Origin of the sequence: Gordonia asplenii (assembly GCF_012933505.1) — a bacterium.
GTDB lineage: Bacteria > Actinomycetota > Actinomycetes > Mycobacteriales > Mycobacteriaceae > Gordonia > Gordonia asplenii.
Genome location: NZ_JABBNB010000011.1, coordinates 132,015 through 146,613, shown reverse-complemented (window position 1 = coordinate 146,613; position 14,599 = coordinate 132,015). Strand labels below are relative to the sequence as shown.

Here is a 14,599-nt window from a genome sequence, read left to right as displayed (position 1 = left end):
GGTCCGACGAGCGGCTACCCCTGCAACAACTCCGACATCTGCTCCCGCGTCATGCCCAGAATCGGAGCTACCCGACCGATCGGGAACGACCCCGCCAACTCCAGCAGCGTCGGATCCGGTGCCGTTCCGTCGCCGCTCAGGGCGCCGAACATCTCGCCCAGCCTCGGCCCGATGACGGGGTGGTCGAGTACTTCCAGGATCGTCGAGCCGAGTCCGATCGCCGTGTCGGCGGCGTCGCCGTCGACGTGAATCACGCTGGACGCCTTGATGTCTCGGCTCGACGATCCGACGTCGACGCGGTAGTCGGCGTCCTCGACGAACCAGTCGTCGACGTCGCGATTCCAATACGCGAGCTCACTGCGCGGCACGTCGATCCGAACCGACATCGACGCACCGGCCGCGAGCTCGAGTGTCTCGATGCCTTTGAGCTCGCGCGGCGCACGGGCCACGGCAGAGCGCTCCACCCCGACGTACACCTGCACCACCGCCCGCCCGGTCCGCGATCCGGTGTTGGTGACACGCACGTCGACAGCGATCCCGTCGTCGGTCAGGCTTGCCGCGACGTGGTCGAAAGTCATTGTCGTATAAGATAATCCATGTCCGAACGGGTACCGCACGGGCAGGTTGCGGGCGTCATACCACCGGTACCCCACGAACACTCCCTCGCCGTAGCGGACGTGCAGGTGCTCGCCGGGAAAGTCGAGGAACGCGGGCGAGTCCTCGATGCGCAGCGGAATGGTTTCGGCGAGCCGGCCGGACGGATCGACGAGGCCGTACAGCACATCGGCGAGGGCGGCGCCGCTCGCCTCACCGAGCAGCCACGCCTCAACCACGGCGGCGGCATTCTCGGTGGGCGCCAGATCCACGACGCTACCGTTGGACACCACGACGACGGTGCGTGGATTGGCGGCCGTCACCGCGTCGAGCAGTTCGATCTGCGCGGCGGGCAACGTCCAGCCGGTGCGATCGAAGCCTTCGGACTCGTCGCGCTCACCGAGGCCGACGAACACCACCGCGACGTCGGCGGCACCGGCCTGCGTCGCCGCTTCGTCGATGAGCTCCGGCGTCGACGCCGTTTCACCGATCACGAAGCCGGGTGCGAAAGTGACTGGACCGTCGGCATATTCGACGATGGCATCGAGTGCGGCGTCGACCTGGAACGGGTTGACCTTGGAACTGCCGCCACCTTGGAATCGCGGCGTGCGTGCGAACTCGCCGATCACCGCGACGCGGGTGCCCGACGTCAGCGGCAGTACCGCGCCGTCGTTGCGCAGCAGCACCGCACACCGGGCGGCCACCTCGCGTGCCAGCGCGTGATGGGACGCGCGGTCGTAGTCGGCGCCCGAACGGGCGTTCGCCGACGCCGCCAGACCGAGCGCGGCCACCCGCGCCGCCGCATCGTCGAGAGCGTCGTACGGGACCTGCCCGGCTTCGACGGCCCGCACCACCGCGGCCGGACTGGCCGGGTTGGCAGGCATCTCGAGGTCGAGGCCCGCGGCGAGTGCCGCGACGCGGTCGTCGACGGCGGCCCAGTCGGAGACCACCAGTCCGTCGAATCCCCAACGGTCGCGCAAGGTTTCGGTCAGCAGCCAACGACTCTGGGTCGCGTATTCGCCGTTGATCTTGTTGTAGGACGCCATGATCGTCCACGGAGCGGCGGTGCGTACGACGTGCTCGAAGGCACGCAGATAGATCTCGTGCAGTGGGCGCGGGTCGATGTCGGCGCTGACTCGAAGTCGTTCCGTCTCTTGGTTGTTCGCGGCGAAATGCTTCAACGACGTGCCGACACCGTGCGCCTGGACCGCCGCCACGAGACTCGCCGCCAATCGCCCGGTGAGGTAAGGGTCCTCCGACATGTACTCGAAGTTGCGGCCGCCGAGCAGTGAGCGTTTGATGTTGATGCCCGGCCCCAGCAGTACGCCGATCGACTCGGCAACACATTGTGCGCCGAGCGCATCGCCCACGCGGGCTATCAGACCGGCGTCGAACGACGACGCCATTGCGACGGCGGGCGGAAAGCAAATGGCGACAACGGAATTGTTGAGCCCCAAGGCGTCGCCGTCACCGATCTGTTTGCGGATGCCGTGTGGGCCGTCGGTGAGCATGACCGCCGGGATTCCGGCGGCGTCGTCGGACGTGGTGAACCAGAACGATGCGCCGGTGGTGAGTGCGGCCTTCGCGGCGAGGTCGAGGTCCGCGATGCGCTCGCGGGCGGTGGGCAGCAGGGCGGCTGGTGTCGTCAGTTCGGTATCCTGGGTGCTCGGCATGGCACTCACGCTACGGGCCGAGTCGGGCTACCTGCGCGGAACTGCCCGACGGAATTGAGTAACATTACGCAGCCGTCGGCTACGGCGTCGGGGTCATGCTTCTACCCATGGATACCCGAACGATTCCCCAGTCGAACACGGCCGCTTTCTTCCTCCAGTCGGTTATCGCCTTCGGCGCGAGCCTGGCCGCCGCAGTCATCGGAATGTTGTACCTGCCAATGGATCCCTGGCAGCGAGGCTTCATCGGGATCACGATGCTGTTCCTCACCTCGAGTACCTTCACCCTCGCCAAAGTGGTTCGCGACCGCCAGGAACAGGCCGCGGTGATGGCCCGACTCGACGAAGCCCGCGTCGAACGCCTCATCGCCGACCACGACCCCTACCTTCCCAACAAGACCAACGCCGCCTAGGCGTCGCGAACGAGCCGCCTCATCCGTACAGCGGTCGCCGTCGGCTTTGTCGTGCGTCGGGTTTCGATTCACGCCGAGCGCAACTGTGGTCGGCTGGGCGCCGTGCGGGACAGACTGGTCGCCGATCCGTTCCCGTGATGAAAGCGACTGACGATGACCACCTCGACCGCCGGCTACACCGACGTCCAGCTCGACGAGATCTTCGACCCAATCTATGCGCGTATCGCCGACGGCGCCGTCGCGCGCGAGGTGGATCGTCGCCTCGCCTACGACGAGGTCGGCTGGTTGCGCGATGCCAAGTTCGGGGCGCTGCGCGTACCAGTCGAGTTCGGCGGATACGGCGCGACGGTCCGTCAGCTGTTCCGTCAGCTCATCAAGCTCGCCGCAGCGGAATCCAATCTGCCGCAGGCACTTCGGGTGCATTGGTCGTTCGTCGAGGACCAACTGTTGTCGACCGACGAGCAGGCACGGGCCACCTGGCTCACCGCGGTGGCCGAGGGCAAGCTGGTGGGTAACGCCATCACCGAACCCGGCGTCGGAGCAGTCGATCGATACCGCACCACCGTCACCGGCCCCGACGACGCGCTCGTCGTCAACGGCACCAAGTACTACAGCACCGGCAGCCTCTATTCCGACTACATTCTGATTGCCGGTGACCGCGACGGCGAGCGGGTGGGCGTTCTCGTCGACGCCGACGCACCCGGCGTCGTCCAGCACGACGACTGGGACGGCTTCGGTCAGCGGCTGACGGCCAGCGGCACAACAGAATTCACCGAGGTCAAGGTGGCGGGGGACCGGTTGCTCGGCCCCGGTTACGGTGTCGCGGGCCGGACATACGGGACGTCATATCTGCAGCTGGTGCAGCTCGCGGTGCTGGCCGGTATCGCGCAGCGCGCCACCGACGACACGGCCGCATGGGTACGCGAGCGAACCCGTACCTACACTCACGCCGTCGCCGACCTCCCGCGTGAAGATCCGTTGGTGCAGCAGGTGATCGGCCGACTGTCGTCGGCCGCGTTCAGCGCTCGCGCCGCGGTCCTCGACGTCGCGGACACCCTCGATGCGGTCCTCGATCAGGGCGCGAGTGACCCGGACCTGCTCGACGCCGCCGAGTTCGACGTCGCGCGGGCGCAGGCCGCGGTGATCCCCGCTGTGCTCGATGCGACCACGCATCTGTTCGAGGTCGGCGGCGCGTCGATCACCTCCGAGCGGCTACGCCTCGACCGTCACTGGCGCAACGCCCGCACCATTTCGGTGCACAACCCGCTGATTTACAAGCTGCAGTCGGTGGGCAACCGAATCCTCAACGGCGCGGAGCTGCCCTACGCGTGGAGCGCGGGCGCACGGTAGTCTCGCGGGCGTCCGCGGCGGCTATCGTGTCTTCGTGTCACGCTTGCATCCCGACGACGCCCGGGCGTTCTGGCTGGCGCCGAAGACGCGCAGCGACCAGTTTCTGCTGTACGCCTTCAGCCCGGTAGGCTCCGACGTCGACGCCGTGGTCGATCATCTCCTCGACCGGGCTGCCCGCATCGGCGATCTGAATCTCGTTGTGCGCGAGACGTTCGCGGCACTCGACTATCCGTACTGGAAGCGGGTGCGGGCGCGGCGCGACCAAATCGTCGTGCGTGGCGGGATATCGGACTGGCGGGCGTGTCTCGACGACGTCGCCGGCCTCATCGCCGATCAGGTCGACGCTCGAGTGCAGGCGTGGCGGATTCATCTGTATCCCCACATCCTCGGTGCGCCCGACGACCGCGGACCGTGTTCGGTTGCGGTACTTCAGATCTCGCACGCGCTCGCCGACGGTCGGCGCTCGGCGGCGATCGCCCGCGAGCTCTTCGGCATCGACGATCTGCCGGCGGCGTCGAACATCCGAGGACGCCGCGAGGAATCGATGACCGCCGCGGCCACCGGGCTGCTGCGAGTTCCCGGCCAACTCGGCGGCATCGTCGTCCGCGGTCGTCGGGCGTACCGACTCACCGCACTCGACGGTCCCGGGCCCGCTCCGGCCGCGCCGGGACCGCTCAACACCGCCCCCGGCGTCGACCGTTTGCTGCGAGTGGTGGTCGTCGACGCCGCAGCGCTACGCATCGGCGGACACAGCGTTACGGCCGGGGCGATCGTGGTGATCGGCCGTGCCCTGGTCGGTGCGGGCATCGTCGGCGCGGACGACCCTTTGGTCGTCGAGCTGACCATCTCCCGCGATCCGAACCCAGGCACACGCAACAACTTCTTCACCGCGGCGGTCGACACCCATCCCGGCATCGCCGACCCCGCACTCCGCGCGGCGGCCGTCGCCGCATCCATCGACGATGCGCGACGTCGCGACGGCTCGCCCGGCGCAGTCGCGTCGAGACACGCGGCGGCGTCGACGCCGGCCGTTCTGATGCGTTGGGGCACATCATTTTTCGATGCGACGGCACGGACGGGAACGGTGACCGGCCACACCGTGGTGTCGTCGGTGAACCGCGGTGGTGCCGACCTCGTGCTCGGGGGTGGGCGCGTGCGTTTCACGACCGGATTCCCGGCGCTCTCGTCGATGCAGGGAATGACGCACGGCGTCCACGGCATCGGATCGTCGGTGGCGATCTCGGTGACGACCAGCAGATCGGTGGTGTCCGACGTCGACGCGTACGTCGCGCACCTGCGGCGGGAGCTCAGTTGAGCCAGTCGCGGCTGTACACGTCCTGCCATCGCACATGGATGTCGGCGGCGGCCGCCGACGACGTGTGTTCGCCCAGCGTTGCCGCCAGCACATCGCGGACCGCGTCGCGCGCGCGGTCGGACATCTCCTGCAGGTCGTCGCGATAGCGCGCCACCAAGCCGATTCGTACGGCGGTCACCTGCCCGGCGTCGTCGACCAACTGCGCATACACCACGAGCCTGCCGATCGCCGCGCGGATCGCGGTGGCGAGCAACGCTTTGACGACCCGGTCGGACATCTTGACCCCGTCGACGTCGGTGTTCAGTGTGTGCGCCGGACGGACCGCTCTGGTCACCGTCGTGGTGATCGACGCGATCAACCGTTCGACCTCACCGGACGGCGGGTCGAGATCACGCGCCGCGGCGATCAGCCAGCCGTCGGTCGCGTCGGCGTCGTCGAACTGCAGGGTCATCGTGATTCACCTCCCGATGTCTGATCGTGCGGGTGGTTCCGCTGGGATTGTGACACATAGTCGGGCCGCCACATGGCCAGCCGGTCGGCCAACTGCTTGCGGCTGCGTTGCAGATGGCCGCGAACCGATCCCGGGGACAGCCGCAGGACACCCGCGATCTCGTCATGGGACAGCCCTTCCACCTCACGCAGCCACCAGCATGCCCGCGCCGCCGGACTCAGCCTCGACAATTCGAAGGTCAGGGCTTCGCGCAGCGACGTGTGCTCCACCGCGTCGGCGGGCTCCGGATCCGCCGAAGCCAGCGCGGCGAAGTCGTCGGTCTCGGTCGGCACATCGCGTCGGCGACGGTAGTGATCCACCGCCTTGCGATGTCCGATGGAGAACATCCACGTGCGAAACGAACTCCGGAAAGCGAAGTCCGGCAATCCTTTCCAGGTGTGCAGCAGCGTCTCCTGGGCAAGATCCTCGGCGACGTGGGGATCGGCCACCATCCGCCGCAGATAGCGCAACAGTACCGGTGTCAAGCGGGTGATCAGAACGTCGAAGGCTGCGCGATCACCTGCCGCGGCGGCCCCCGCCAACTCGTCGTCGGACAACTCGTCGAAGGCGAAACTGGGGCAGTGATCGAGATCACTGGAATTGGCGTGATCTAGATCACTTGAATTGAATCGTGCAGTTTCGTGCTCCACTGCGACTGACCATATAGCACGCCGATGCGGAAACGCAGATGGCATCGGCGCCACAGTTGAAGAGCAGGGAGATCGCAATGTCGCAAGCCGTTGAAACGTCATCCGCCGCGAAGGGTCAGTCGCCGCTCGTCGGTGATCGCGGACGCACCTCCATCGCCGATGTGGTGGTCGCTAAGATCGCCGGCATCGCCACCCGCGAGATCGACGGGGTGTACGACCTCGGCGGCAGCGCCGAGCGGGTCGTCGGCAAGGTCCGCGAGGTCCTCCCGGGAACCTCGACGAGCACCGCGCAGGGCATCAGCGTCGAGGTCGGCGAACGTGAAGCCATCGTCGAGGTGGCCATCGTCGCCGACTACGGGGTGGCTCTGCACCAACTCGCGGCCGCCATCCGGCGAAACGTGATTTCCGCGATCGAGCAGATGACCGGGCTCTCGGTGACGGAGGTGAATGTCACCATCCACGACATCAACTTCGGCGACGAGGACGACTCCGCGCCGGCACAACCGCGAGTGCAGTGACGGTGCCCCCCGAAGACGTGGCGCCCGACGACGTGGCTCGCGAGATGGATTCGGCGGAACGGGCCGAGCGCATCGCCCACGCGGTGTTGTCGGTGCTGGGCGTAGTCAGACTCGACGGCGGGCGGTTCGGCGAGGTCGCGACGTACCTGCCCGGGCGACGGGTCACCGGGGTCTCGCTGGACGACGAGAGCGGCGAGGTGCACATCGTGGTGGCCTGGCCGGCGACCGACGAACTCGCGCGCAGCCTCGATCTGCTCGCTACCGCGGAGAACGTCCGCGCAGTTGCACAGGAGATTGCCGGCGTGCCCATCACCGTCACCGTCGAGGATATCGTCGCGACCGGACGCGATTAGAAAGCAGGAATTCGGATGAACAACGCAGCATTGGGACTATTGGCCGGCCTGTTGATCGCGGTTGCGACGGCGACGGGAGGGTTCGGCGGTTTGGTACTCGCACTACTCCTCGGCGGCATCGGACTCGTGATCGGACTCAGTCGCGACGGGGTCATCGACCTGACGGCGTTGCTGCGGAGCCGCAATCGTGGCTGACGATCGCGGAACTCTGACGATCCGGCGCCGGGTCTACGAACGGTTGGCGCAGCACGCCGCGCTGTCGGTCGACGACGTGGTGGCGCAGTCGACCGGACTGACCGCCGCGTTCGACGACCAGACGGCAACCAGCGCCGCGCTGTTTCGAAGTCTGCCGCACGCGATGGCGCGCGAGGACGGCGCCGCGATCACCCTGACGGTCGCGCTGCGCTGGCCGACGAGGGTGAACGACGTGTGTGCGATGGTGCGCGACGTAGTGTCCGACGACGTCCTGCGGTTCACCGGTAGTCGTCCGGAGCGAGTGGATGTCGATGTAGCGCAACTGGTTTCAGGGTCTGCGAAGGAATCCGCGTCGACGAGCACGCGTCCCAGGCCGGTGCGGCGCCGGGCCGGATTCATCGACTTGCCGCCGGTCGGCGACAGCGTCGACGAGGTTGAGGCGATCGGCTCATGAACGATCACGGGACGGGGAACCGACGTGCGCCCGCGGCAAACCCGTCGGCCATTCTCGCCGGTGCGCTGATCGGGTTGGGCCTGCTCGGCGTGGCGGCGATCGCGCTGCGCGACTTGACGGTTCGGGCCGGATGGGTCACCGGATCGGAGTGGCTCAGGACGGTGCCGCGATGGACCGACCGACTGACCTGGCAGGCCTGGATGTGGCCGGCCGCGATCGGCTTGATCGTCGTCGGGCTCGCCATGGTGTGGTTGTCGATACGGCCGCGGCGAAAGGAGTACGACGCCGTTCCCGCCGCCGCGGGACTGTGGACGCGCCCCGCCGACATCGCTCGACGCTGCAGCAGCGTCGCCCGCACCCAGCCGGGCGTCGCGACGGCGTCGACCGTGGTGGGCAGGCGGAAGGTACGGGTGACGGTGGGATCCGGCGGCCCGGTGGACGTCATCGCGGTCGAGCGAGCCGTGAAAGCCGAACTGGCACAAGCGGGTACCCAGCAGCGAGTGTCGGTGCGAGTCAGGCGTCGCGCGACGCCCACGGTGTCCGCCGACGGGCCGCGCGAGGAGACCGTGAAGGAGTCCACATGAATCACCTGCCGGCCACGGTGCACCGATTGGTGGTCTTGGTACTCGGAGTGTGCGCGGTCGTCGTCGGAGTGGGTGCGCTCGCGTGGCGATTGACGATCGATCCCGTCGACGACTGGATCGAGCGTATCGACACCGGCGCCGCCGTACGGTTCGCCGACGGTACCTGGTGGACGGCGGTGCTCGTGGGCATCGCGGTGCTCGCCGTCGTCGTCGCAGCGGTGTTGCTCGTGACGGTGATCCGCCCGATGAAAGCGCAGCGCGTGTTGCTCCCGGCCAGCACACCCAACGGAGAATTGACCGTTGCGCCCGGACTTCTCGCCACCGCGGCCGCCAACGACCTCGCCCGCGATCCGATGGTCCTCGCGGCTTCGGGCCGCGCCATCAATGATCGGGGCCACCAGATCATCCGCCTCACCGTCCAGGCTCATTCGACGAGGTCGTATGCGGATCTGGCGAAAGTCTGCTCGAGGGCGACAGATGCGCTCGCCGACGCCTTGGCCGGTGCTCCGGTAGAGATACAGGTGCTGCTTCAGCTGAAACATCCCGATCCCGGACAACGGCTGAACACGCCGGCGCCGGCTGCGGAGACCGACGACGTCGCTGCGATTGCTGCGGACCGAAACTGACCGGAATGATTCGTAACCTCGTGGTGTCCGACAAGTCCACCGCGAAAGGAACATCATGCAGTTCGCCTCGGCCCGCATCATCACCGACGACGTCACCGCGCTGACCGACTTCTACGAGCAGGTACTCGACGCCCCCGCGAGTCGACCCGCACCGGTCTTCGCTGAAATAACCACTCGCACAGCGACACTCGCGATCGGCCACGTCGACACGATGAACCTCTTCAGTGCGGGTGCGGCGATCCCGCGAGCAAATCACACGGTGATCCTGGAATTCCTCGTCGACGACGTCGACGCCGAATACCGCAGGCTGGCAACACTTTCCATCGCACCCGACGTCGTGCAGGAGCCCACGACGATGCCGTGGGGCAACCGATCGCTGTTGATCCGCGACCCCGACGGCAACCTCGTCAACCTGTTCGCACCCGTCAGCGACGACGCGAGGGCGCGCGCCGAAGCCTATTCGTCGGTGTAGTCGGTGTGGCTGGTCCCCGCTCCGCCCGCGTTGAGGCTGCGGCTGCCGGGCGTGGGGGTGCCTCGCGTGAGGCGTTTGGGCAGTCGATCGGCGAGGTTGCCCAGCGGAGCAACCGACGCCGTCAGCAGGTCGACAGTCTCGCGCAGGTCCTTCACCGTTTCCTGCATCGCGATGAGGCTGGGCGCCAGGAGGCTGATCGTCTCGGTCAGCTCGGTGACGCGGTCGAGCGGGCCGCCGGGTGCGATCGCCCGTTCGATGGCGCCGTTCTCGCCGACCAACTGATCGAGGAGTCCGCCGTCGTCGGCCATCCGGTCGATGATGCCGCCCTGCTCGGCGATCTTCTCCAACACGCCGTCGGGTGCGGTGAGTTTGTCGACGATCCCGTTCTCGGAGGTCAGGCGTTCGAGGATGCCCTCGCTCTCGGTGAATTGATCGACGACGCCGCCGGTGCGGGTCAGCCGGTCGAGCGGGCCGCCCTTGGCGGTCAGCCGCACCAGGATGCCGCCGTCCTCGGTCATCTGGTCGAGCAGTCCGCCGGGCTCGGTGAGCTTCTCCAGAATTCCGTCGTCGGCGGTGAGCCGATCGACCACGCCGCCCGGTCGCAACAGCCGGTCGACCGGCCCGCCGTTGGCGAGTACCCGGCCGCCGGGCCGATCGGGTCCGAGCAGTTCGGACAACTGCGACAACAGAGCGAGCGGAGTCCGCGCGGCCGACAGGTTGTCCTCTTCGACGCCGAGCAGGTCGTTGACTTCGTTCTGTACACCGTCGGCGGTGACGCGGGCGATGGAGATGGCTGATTCGACAGTGGTCAGGGCCACGCCGGTGATGGCGAAGCCCACGCGGAAAGGCAGCCCGACGATCATTCGGGCATCGACCTTGGGGGTATCCATAGCTCAGAACCCTAAGCTACTGAGCGGTCAGTTGTCAGCTTCCGGCCGCTTCGGCCTTGGCCCGCGCCTTGGCGGCCTTCTTGAAGTCGCGGACCTGCTGCAGCGAATCGCCGTCGACGACGTCGGCGACCGAGCGGAAGCCCTTCTTGCTGTAGTCACCGCTGACCTTGGTCCACCCCGGCGGTTTGACCTCGAGCTGCTTGGCCAGCAATGCCACGAAGATCTTCGCCTTCTGCTCGCCGAACCCGGGCAGCGCACGCAGCCGCGCGAACAGTTCGTCTCCGGTCTTGGCGGTGTTCCACAGGCTGGCCGTGTCGCCGTCGTAGTCGTCGACGATGGCCTGGGCGAGTTGTTGGACGCGCCCGGCCATGGATCGGCCGTAGCGGTGGATCGCGGGAGGAGTGGAGCAGAGGTCGGCGAAGGCCTCGGGTTCGGTTGCGGCGATCGCGGCGGGGTCCATGGTGCCGAAGCGGTCACGGATCTTGGCTGGTCCGGCGAATGCTCGTTCCATCGGGAACTGCTGGTCGAGCAACATTCCCGTCAACAGGGCGAACGGGTCGGTGGACAGGAGTTCGTCGGCTGCGGGTTCTTGGGCTATCTGCAACTTCGCCATTAGGTCATAGTAGTTGCCACTACTATGACCCCATGCGAATGCCGTTGAAGGTGACGATCGCCGGGGTGGTTGCTCTCGGACTGGGGTGCAGTGGGATGGGTGCGGCGTCGGCGGTGCCACGCAGCGTCGAACCGAATCTCGTCACGACCCTGCGCTGCGATGTCCCCGATCCGTGGCCGGGCCCGCCGATGCGCACCTACGTCGACGTGTTCAATCAGGTCGCCTACCCGTCGGACGGTCTGCCCGGGCCGGTCATCGACCTGATCGCCACCAATCCGCGACTGCAGGGCGGCACGCAGGGATTTCTGGAGTACACCTCGCAGACCACGGTCACCTGGCGCAACCTGACGAACGGCCGCACCGGACGGGTGGTGGTGCCGACTCGTGCGCGGGCGAACACCTGGGAGGTGAACATTCATCCGGGACCGGGCCGGGTGGCGTTCACCATTCACCAGAAGGTCGGTGCGATGGCGTTCGTGCCGATGGTCAATCCGCAGTCGTCGTCCTGTTCCGGGGTGGCGACGGCGTGAGCCGGTCGGCTCAGTAGTCGGCCTTCGGGTCGGGCCGCAGCAGACCGTCGACCAGCAGCAACTGCGCGGCGAAGTAGCTGCCCAGCACCCAGCCTTCGGCAACCTTGCGTGCCAACGCATTTCGCGGGACGTCGGACAGCAGATGGCGACGGTTGATGATGGCGATGTCGGAGGCTTGAAAGGCGATGCCGCCCATGGTGAGTCGCCTGGATCCGGTGGTCGACGCCAACGCCGACATCGTCGCGAGCGCCGATCCGTAGGGACTCAGCACCGGCAGCACGCGTGGACTGAATTTCGTCAGGACCGCGGCGGGCTCACCCATCACCGCGAGCCGCGGAGCGAGCGAGGCCACCGTGAAACGACCGCCCCGCCGGATCATCGACGCCGAATAGAAGCCTTGTGCCACACCGAAACTCGCGGCACCGAGCTGAAGGTTCCGGTCTTTGGCGGCGGGATCGACGGCGAACTCCTCGCGGTACATCCACACGTCGCCGATGGCCGAAGCGACCACCGCACCCCCGATGAGGACACGGTCGAGCTTGGTCAGATACGGATGCTCGATGACCCGGATTCCCAACAGCACCAACGGAATCGGTTTGGTGGCGGCGGCCGCCGAACGGTTGCCGAGTGCACCGGTGACGGTCGCGGCGGCCGACGCCGTGCCGTAGGCCGCCCACCAGAGTCGTTGGCGCGCTTTGTGATTCTCGGACAGACGGGAGAGCAGACTCATCCCGTCATTGTGTCCTATACGACCCCGACCGCGGGAAGGAAGTAGCAGGACCGCGAACCGACCTGCGCGGTGCCGTACACGGCGGAGAGTACGGTGCCCTTGCCGGTCTCGACCGGTGCCAGGCGTAGTCCGGAGACGCCGGGAATGAGGGCGAGCAGAGGGTTGTTGGCAGCGACCGAGGTGAGGTCGGCGAAGCCGCCCTTCAACGTGGTGGTGTTGAACCAAGCGACCTGCATCTTGCCCCCGGTGCCGCCGGCACCCGCGGGCAGGAACGCGTAGGCCGTCGACCCGTCCTTGACGAGGTTCGGGTCGATCTTCGCGGTCGGGAGGTTCAGCGGAAGGATGGGCGTGGTGATCCGCAGCGGCCAGGGGCCCTTAGCCGCGCCCGCACCCGCGGCGACGAGGCCGAACGGATTGTCGGCGGTCGGGGTGGTGCACATCGGGGCGATCGACGGCGACAGCGGCGTGATGCCGAGGGCCTTGAGGATCGCGAGCGGGTCGGTGGTCGCTGCGACGGGGCTGGCCGTCGCCTGACTTACCGACAGTTGCCCCACGGTGCCGATGATGGCCTTGGCCGCCTCGATGGCGATCTTGTCGATTCCGGCCTGTTTGATCATGCGCAGACCGGCGGCCAGTTCGCCGTCGAACGGGATGTTCGGGATGGGCACCGTGTTCGGGGAGACAGCGGTCGGGACTGCGGGTTTCGCCGGGGCGGCGGGTACTGCCGGGGCTGCGGTTGCGACGGCCGGCGCTCCTAATGCGAGGGCGGATACAGCCGCGACGCTGACCAGTGCTGCGCCGACGCGTCGAGTGGTGGTGGTGAACATGGCCCCTCCTGCAAGGCTGTCTGGCACACGCACAGAACTGTGACAGATGTGACTGATGATGCTTGTGTTAAAGAACAACATGCATGTGAGTCCGGTGGCAACTCGCGAGTCCGAGCCGTGACTTAGGCGCGACGTCGGCGTGACACAGCGCGCCGCCGGGACTGCGGCTATTTCTGCCGTCGGTTCGGCGCTTGGGGTGCCCGGAAGCACTCAACCCCGGCATCGGTGTCGATGCCGGGGTTGAGATGTCGGGGTTGAGAGGAAAAGCGGTGCTAGACGATCGCGATGCCCACCGTCGGGATGATCGAGCAGGTGGTCGGCCGATTGGTGGTGGTGTTGCGCGTGGTGACCGAACCGTAGATGGTCGAGATGACGCGACCGCGCCCGGTGGTGGCGATGCCGGTGAAGGTGCCGGGGCCGTCGGTGGCGTTGATCTTCGGGTTGCGCTTGAGCGCGAACTGTCCGGTGCGGCCGTTGTCGATGTTGACCCAGCTGACCTGCAGCGGGTTGCCCGCATTGTTGAGCGCGGGGCCGGTGCCGAGGCTGGTGTAGACGTAGCCGGCCTGGCCGAGCTTGGGGCCGGGGGCGGGCGCCTGCTGCGGACCCGCGGTCACCAGGGCGCGACCCATCGAGTTGCCACCGGTGGACGAGCCGTTGCCCGCCATGCAGCCGAAGCCGAGGGTCGGGTAGAGGAACTCTTGGATGCGTGGCTTGTTGGGGCCCTTGGGGATGGTCGGATCGCCTGCCTTGGCGGCCGCCTCGGAGCGCAGCATCTCGGTGACCTGTCGTTCGCCGGGAGCGCCGAGGAAGTCGATCACCTTGTCCCACATGGCCTTCACCTCGACCGGCAGGCCCGGCGTCGACGACAGCGTGCGGGCCTCGCTGAGCAGACCCGCGTTGATCTTGCCGTTTGCGTCAGGAGTTGCGGCGGAACCGATGATCGCGGGGGCGAAGGCGCCGAGCGACTTCAGCGCGTGCTCGTTGACCTTCGGCGTCGACGGCGCCGGTGCGGCGGTCGCGACGCCCGAGACGGTCAGCGATGCCGCTGCGGCGATGGCGCCGGCGGCGATGACACGACGGCCGAGTCGGGCCGGGGTAGAGTTCCGCACTCGTGTGAGACGCACTGTCACGATGTCCTAACGGTTGTCGGTCAAATCTGGCCGCAGGGCCGGAGCAAGTGTAAAGGGTCCAACGCACTCCGTGTACAACGGAGTCAGCCTGAGAGGGAGCCTAACGGATCGGGTGAATGTTCTGTGCGCCCGGTGATTCAATTGTTACGTGTGTGACTCGTGTGATTGACCGGCGCGTGCATCCGACTCAGTCAC

General features: G+C 67.3%; 19 protein-coding genes. 11 read left to right on the top strand and 8 right to left on the bottom strand.

Going from position 1 to position 14,599, the window contains the following annotated elements:
• Nucleotides 1-14 precede the first annotated feature (14 nt).
• On the bottom strand, nt 15-2,267 hold the full coding sequence (locus HH308_RS12790) for a glycoside hydrolase family 3 C-terminal domain-containing protein (protein ID WP_170194585.1): 2,253 nt from the start codon (nt 2,265-2,267) through the stop codon (nt 15-17).
• Between the two features lie 107 nt (nt 2,268-2,374).
• Between HH308_RS12790 and HH308_RS12785 the strand changes: the two genes are divergently transcribed.
• The 3 genes from HH308_RS12785 to HH308_RS12775 all read left to right on the top strand — a co-directional run bounded on the left by HH308_RS12785 (nt 2,375) and on the right by HH308_RS12775 (nt 5,342).
• Nucleotides 2,375-2,677, top strand: a complete 303-nt coding sequence (locus HH308_RS12785) for a YiaA/YiaB family inner membrane protein (RefSeq protein WP_246284566.1) — start codon at nt 2,375-2,377, stop codon at nt 2,675-2,677.
• Nucleotides 2,678-2,830: 153 nt separating this feature from the next.
• Nucleotides 2,831-4,027, top strand: a complete 1,197-nt coding sequence (locus HH308_RS12780) for an acyl-CoA dehydrogenase family protein (RefSeq protein ID WP_170194583.1) — start codon at nt 2,831-2,833, stop codon at nt 4,025-4,027.
• Between the two features lie 34 nt (nt 4,028-4,061).
• Nucleotides 4,062-5,342: a WS/DGAT domain-containing protein gene (locus HH308_RS12775; RefSeq protein WP_170194582.1), complete on the top strand. Its 1,281-nt coding sequence runs from the start codon at nt 4,062-4,064 to the stop codon at nt 5,340-5,342.
• Here HH308_RS12775 and HH308_RS12770 read toward each other — a convergent pair.
• Nucleotides 5,335-5,793, bottom strand: coding sequence for a hypothetical protein (locus tag HH308_RS12770; protein WP_170194581.1), 459 nt, complete (start codon nt 5,791-5,793; stop codon nt 5,335-5,337). The two genes, HH308_RS12775 and HH308_RS12770, sit on opposite strands and share 8 nt — an antisense overlap.
• Nucleotides 5,790-6,482 (bottom strand): RNA polymerase sigma factor, encoded by a 693-nt coding sequence (locus HH308_RS12765; protein WP_376767222.1) that lies wholly within the window; start codon nt 6,480-6,482, stop codon nt 5,790-5,792. Before HH308_RS12765 ends, HH308_RS12770 begins: the two co-directional genes overlap by 4 nt.
• Before the next feature lie 77 nt (nt 6,483-6,559).
• Here HH308_RS12765 and HH308_RS12760 point away from each other — a divergent pair, with 77 nt between their 5' ends.
• From HH308_RS12760 to HH308_RS12730, 7 genes are read left to right on the top strand one after another with little or no spacing between them, the layout of a single operon-like run.
• Nucleotides 6,560-7,000 (top strand): Asp23/Gls24 family envelope stress response protein, encoded by a 441-nt coding sequence (locus HH308_RS12760; protein ID WP_170194579.1) that lies wholly within the window; start codon nt 6,560-6,562, stop codon nt 6,998-7,000.
• A complete protein-coding gene (locus HH308_RS12755) occupies nt 6,997-7,353 on the top strand; it encodes a hypothetical protein (protein WP_312870565.1) in 357 nt (118 codons plus the stop codon). The genes HH308_RS12760 and HH308_RS12755 overlap by 4 nt, the downstream gene beginning before the upstream one ends.
• A gap of 15 nt (nt 7,354-7,368) precedes the next feature.
• On the top strand, nt 7,369-7,548 hold the full coding sequence (locus HH308_RS12750; RefSeq protein ID WP_170194578.1) for a DUF2273 domain-containing protein: 180 nt from the start codon (nt 7,369-7,371) through the stop codon (nt 7,546-7,548).
• Nucleotides 7,541-8,002, top strand: a complete 462-nt coding sequence (locus HH308_RS12745) for an Asp23/Gls24 family envelope stress response protein (RefSeq protein WP_170194577.1) — start codon at nt 7,541-7,543, stop codon at nt 8,000-8,002. Before HH308_RS12750 ends, HH308_RS12745 begins: the two co-directional genes overlap by 8 nt.
• Nucleotides 7,999-8,586 carry a hypothetical protein gene (locus HH308_RS12740; protein WP_170194576.1) on the top strand — a complete coding sequence of 196 codons (588 nt, stop codon included), beginning with the start codon at nt 7,999-8,001 and terminating at the stop codon, nt 8,584-8,586. The genes HH308_RS12745 and HH308_RS12740 overlap by 4 nt, the downstream gene beginning before the upstream one ends.
• Nucleotides 8,583-9,212, top strand: a complete 630-nt coding sequence (locus tag HH308_RS12735) for a hypothetical protein (protein ID WP_170194575.1) — start codon at nt 8,583-8,585, stop codon at nt 9,210-9,212. The genes HH308_RS12740 and HH308_RS12735 overlap by 4 nt, the downstream gene beginning before the upstream one ends.
• A gap of 55 nt (nt 9,213-9,267) precedes the next feature.
• The gene (locus tag HH308_RS12730) at nt 9,268-9,684 is read left to right on the top strand and encodes a VOC family protein (RefSeq protein WP_170194574.1); all 417 of its coding nucleotides are present in this window, start codon (nt 9,268-9,270) and stop codon (nt 9,682-9,684) included.
• Here HH308_RS12730 and HH308_RS12725 read toward each other — a convergent pair.
• Entirely contained in the window at nt 9,669-10,574 is a 906-nt protein-coding gene (locus tag HH308_RS12725) for a hypothetical protein (RefSeq protein WP_170194573.1), read from the bottom strand. The genes HH308_RS12730 and HH308_RS12725 overlap by 16 nt on opposite strands.
• A gap of 34 nt (nt 10,575-10,608) precedes the next feature.
• Complete coding sequence (locus HH308_RS12720; RefSeq protein WP_170194572.1) at nt 10,609-11,187, bottom strand: HhH-GPD-type base excision DNA repair protein; 579 nt, start codon at nt 11,185-11,187, stop codon at nt 10,609-10,611.
• A gap of 32 nt (nt 11,188-11,219) precedes the next feature.
• On the opposite strand from HH308_RS12720, the gene HH308_RS12715 reads away from it, so the two are divergent.
• Nucleotides 11,220-11,717 carry a hypothetical protein gene (locus tag HH308_RS12715; protein WP_211188441.1) on the top strand — a complete coding sequence of 166 codons (498 nt, stop codon included), beginning with the start codon at nt 11,220-11,222 and terminating at the stop codon, nt 11,715-11,717.
• Between the two features lie 10 nt (nt 11,718-11,727).
• Here HH308_RS12715 and HH308_RS12710 read toward each other — a convergent pair whose 3' ends face one another.
• From HH308_RS12710 to HH308_RS12700, 3 genes are all read right to left on the bottom strand, one after another.
• Nucleotides 11,728-12,447, bottom strand: a complete 720-nt coding sequence (locus HH308_RS12710; RefSeq protein ID WP_170194571.1) for a lysoplasmalogenase — start codon at nt 12,445-12,447, stop codon at nt 11,728-11,730.
• Nucleotides 12,448-12,461: 14 nt separating this feature from the next.
• A complete protein-coding gene (locus tag HH308_RS12705) occupies nt 12,462-13,274 on the bottom strand; it encodes a hypothetical protein (RefSeq protein WP_170194570.1) in 813 nt (270 codons plus the stop codon).
• 272 nt (nt 13,275-13,546) lie between these two features.
• Nucleotides 13,547-14,404: an Rv1157c family protein gene (locus HH308_RS12700; RefSeq protein ID WP_376767221.1), complete on the bottom strand. Its 858-nt coding sequence runs from the start codon at nt 14,402-14,404 to the stop codon at nt 13,547-13,549.
• Nucleotides 14,405-14,599 lie beyond the last annotated feature (195 nt).

Bases quoted from the DNA above. Each gene is read 5' to 3' on its own strand.
- HH308_RS12790 (WP_170194585.1), bottom strand. From the start codon at position 2,267: ATGCCGAGCACCCAGGATACCGAACTGACGACACCAGCCGCCCTGCTG.
- HH308_RS12785 (WP_246284566.1), top strand. From the start codon at position 2,375: ATGGATACCCGAACGATTCCCCAGTCGAACACGGCCGCTTTCTTCCTC.
- HH308_RS12780 (WP_170194583.1), top strand. From the start codon at position 2,831: ATGACCACCTCGACCGCCGGCTACACCGACGTCCAGCTCGACGAGATC.
- HH308_RS12770 (WP_170194581.1), bottom strand. From the start codon at position 5,793: ATGACCCTGCAGTTCGACGACGCCGACGCGACCGACGGCTGGCTGATC.
- HH308_RS12760 (WP_170194579.1), top strand. From the start codon at position 6,560: ATGTCGCAAGCCGTTGAAACGTCATCCGCCGCGAAGGGTCAGTCGCCG.
- HH308_RS12750 (WP_170194578.1), top strand. From the start codon at position 7,369: ATGAACAACGCAGCATTGGGACTATTGGCCGGCCTGTTGATCGCGGTT.
- HH308_RS12740 (WP_170194576.1), top strand. From the start codon at position 7,999: ATGAACGATCACGGGACGGGGAACCGACGTGCGCCCGCGGCAAACCCG.
- HH308_RS12735 (WP_170194575.1), top strand. From the start codon at position 8,583: ATGAATCACCTGCCGGCCACGGTGCACCGATTGGTGGTCTTGGTACTC.
- HH308_RS12730 (WP_170194574.1), top strand. From the start codon at position 9,268: ATGCAGTTCGCCTCGGCCCGCATCATCACCGACGACGTCACCGCGCTG.
- HH308_RS12725 (WP_170194573.1), bottom strand. From the start codon at position 10,574: ATGGATACCCCCAAGGTCGATGCCCGAATGATCGTCGGGCTGCCTTTC.
- HH308_RS12720 (WP_170194572.1), bottom strand. From the start codon at position 11,187: ATGGCGAAGTTGCAGATAGCCCAAGAACCCGCAGCCGACGAACTCCTG.
- HH308_RS12715 (WP_211188441.1), top strand. From the start codon at position 11,220: ATGCGAATGCCGTTGAAGGTGACGATCGCCGGGGTGGTTGCTCTCGGA.
- HH308_RS12710 (WP_170194571.1), bottom strand. From the start codon at position 12,447: ATGAGTCTGCTCTCCCGTCTGTCCGAGAATCACAAAGCGCGCCAACGA.
- HH308_RS12705 (WP_170194570.1), bottom strand. From the start codon at position 13,274: ATGTTCACCACCACCACTCGACGCGTCGGCGCAGCACTGGTCAGCGTC.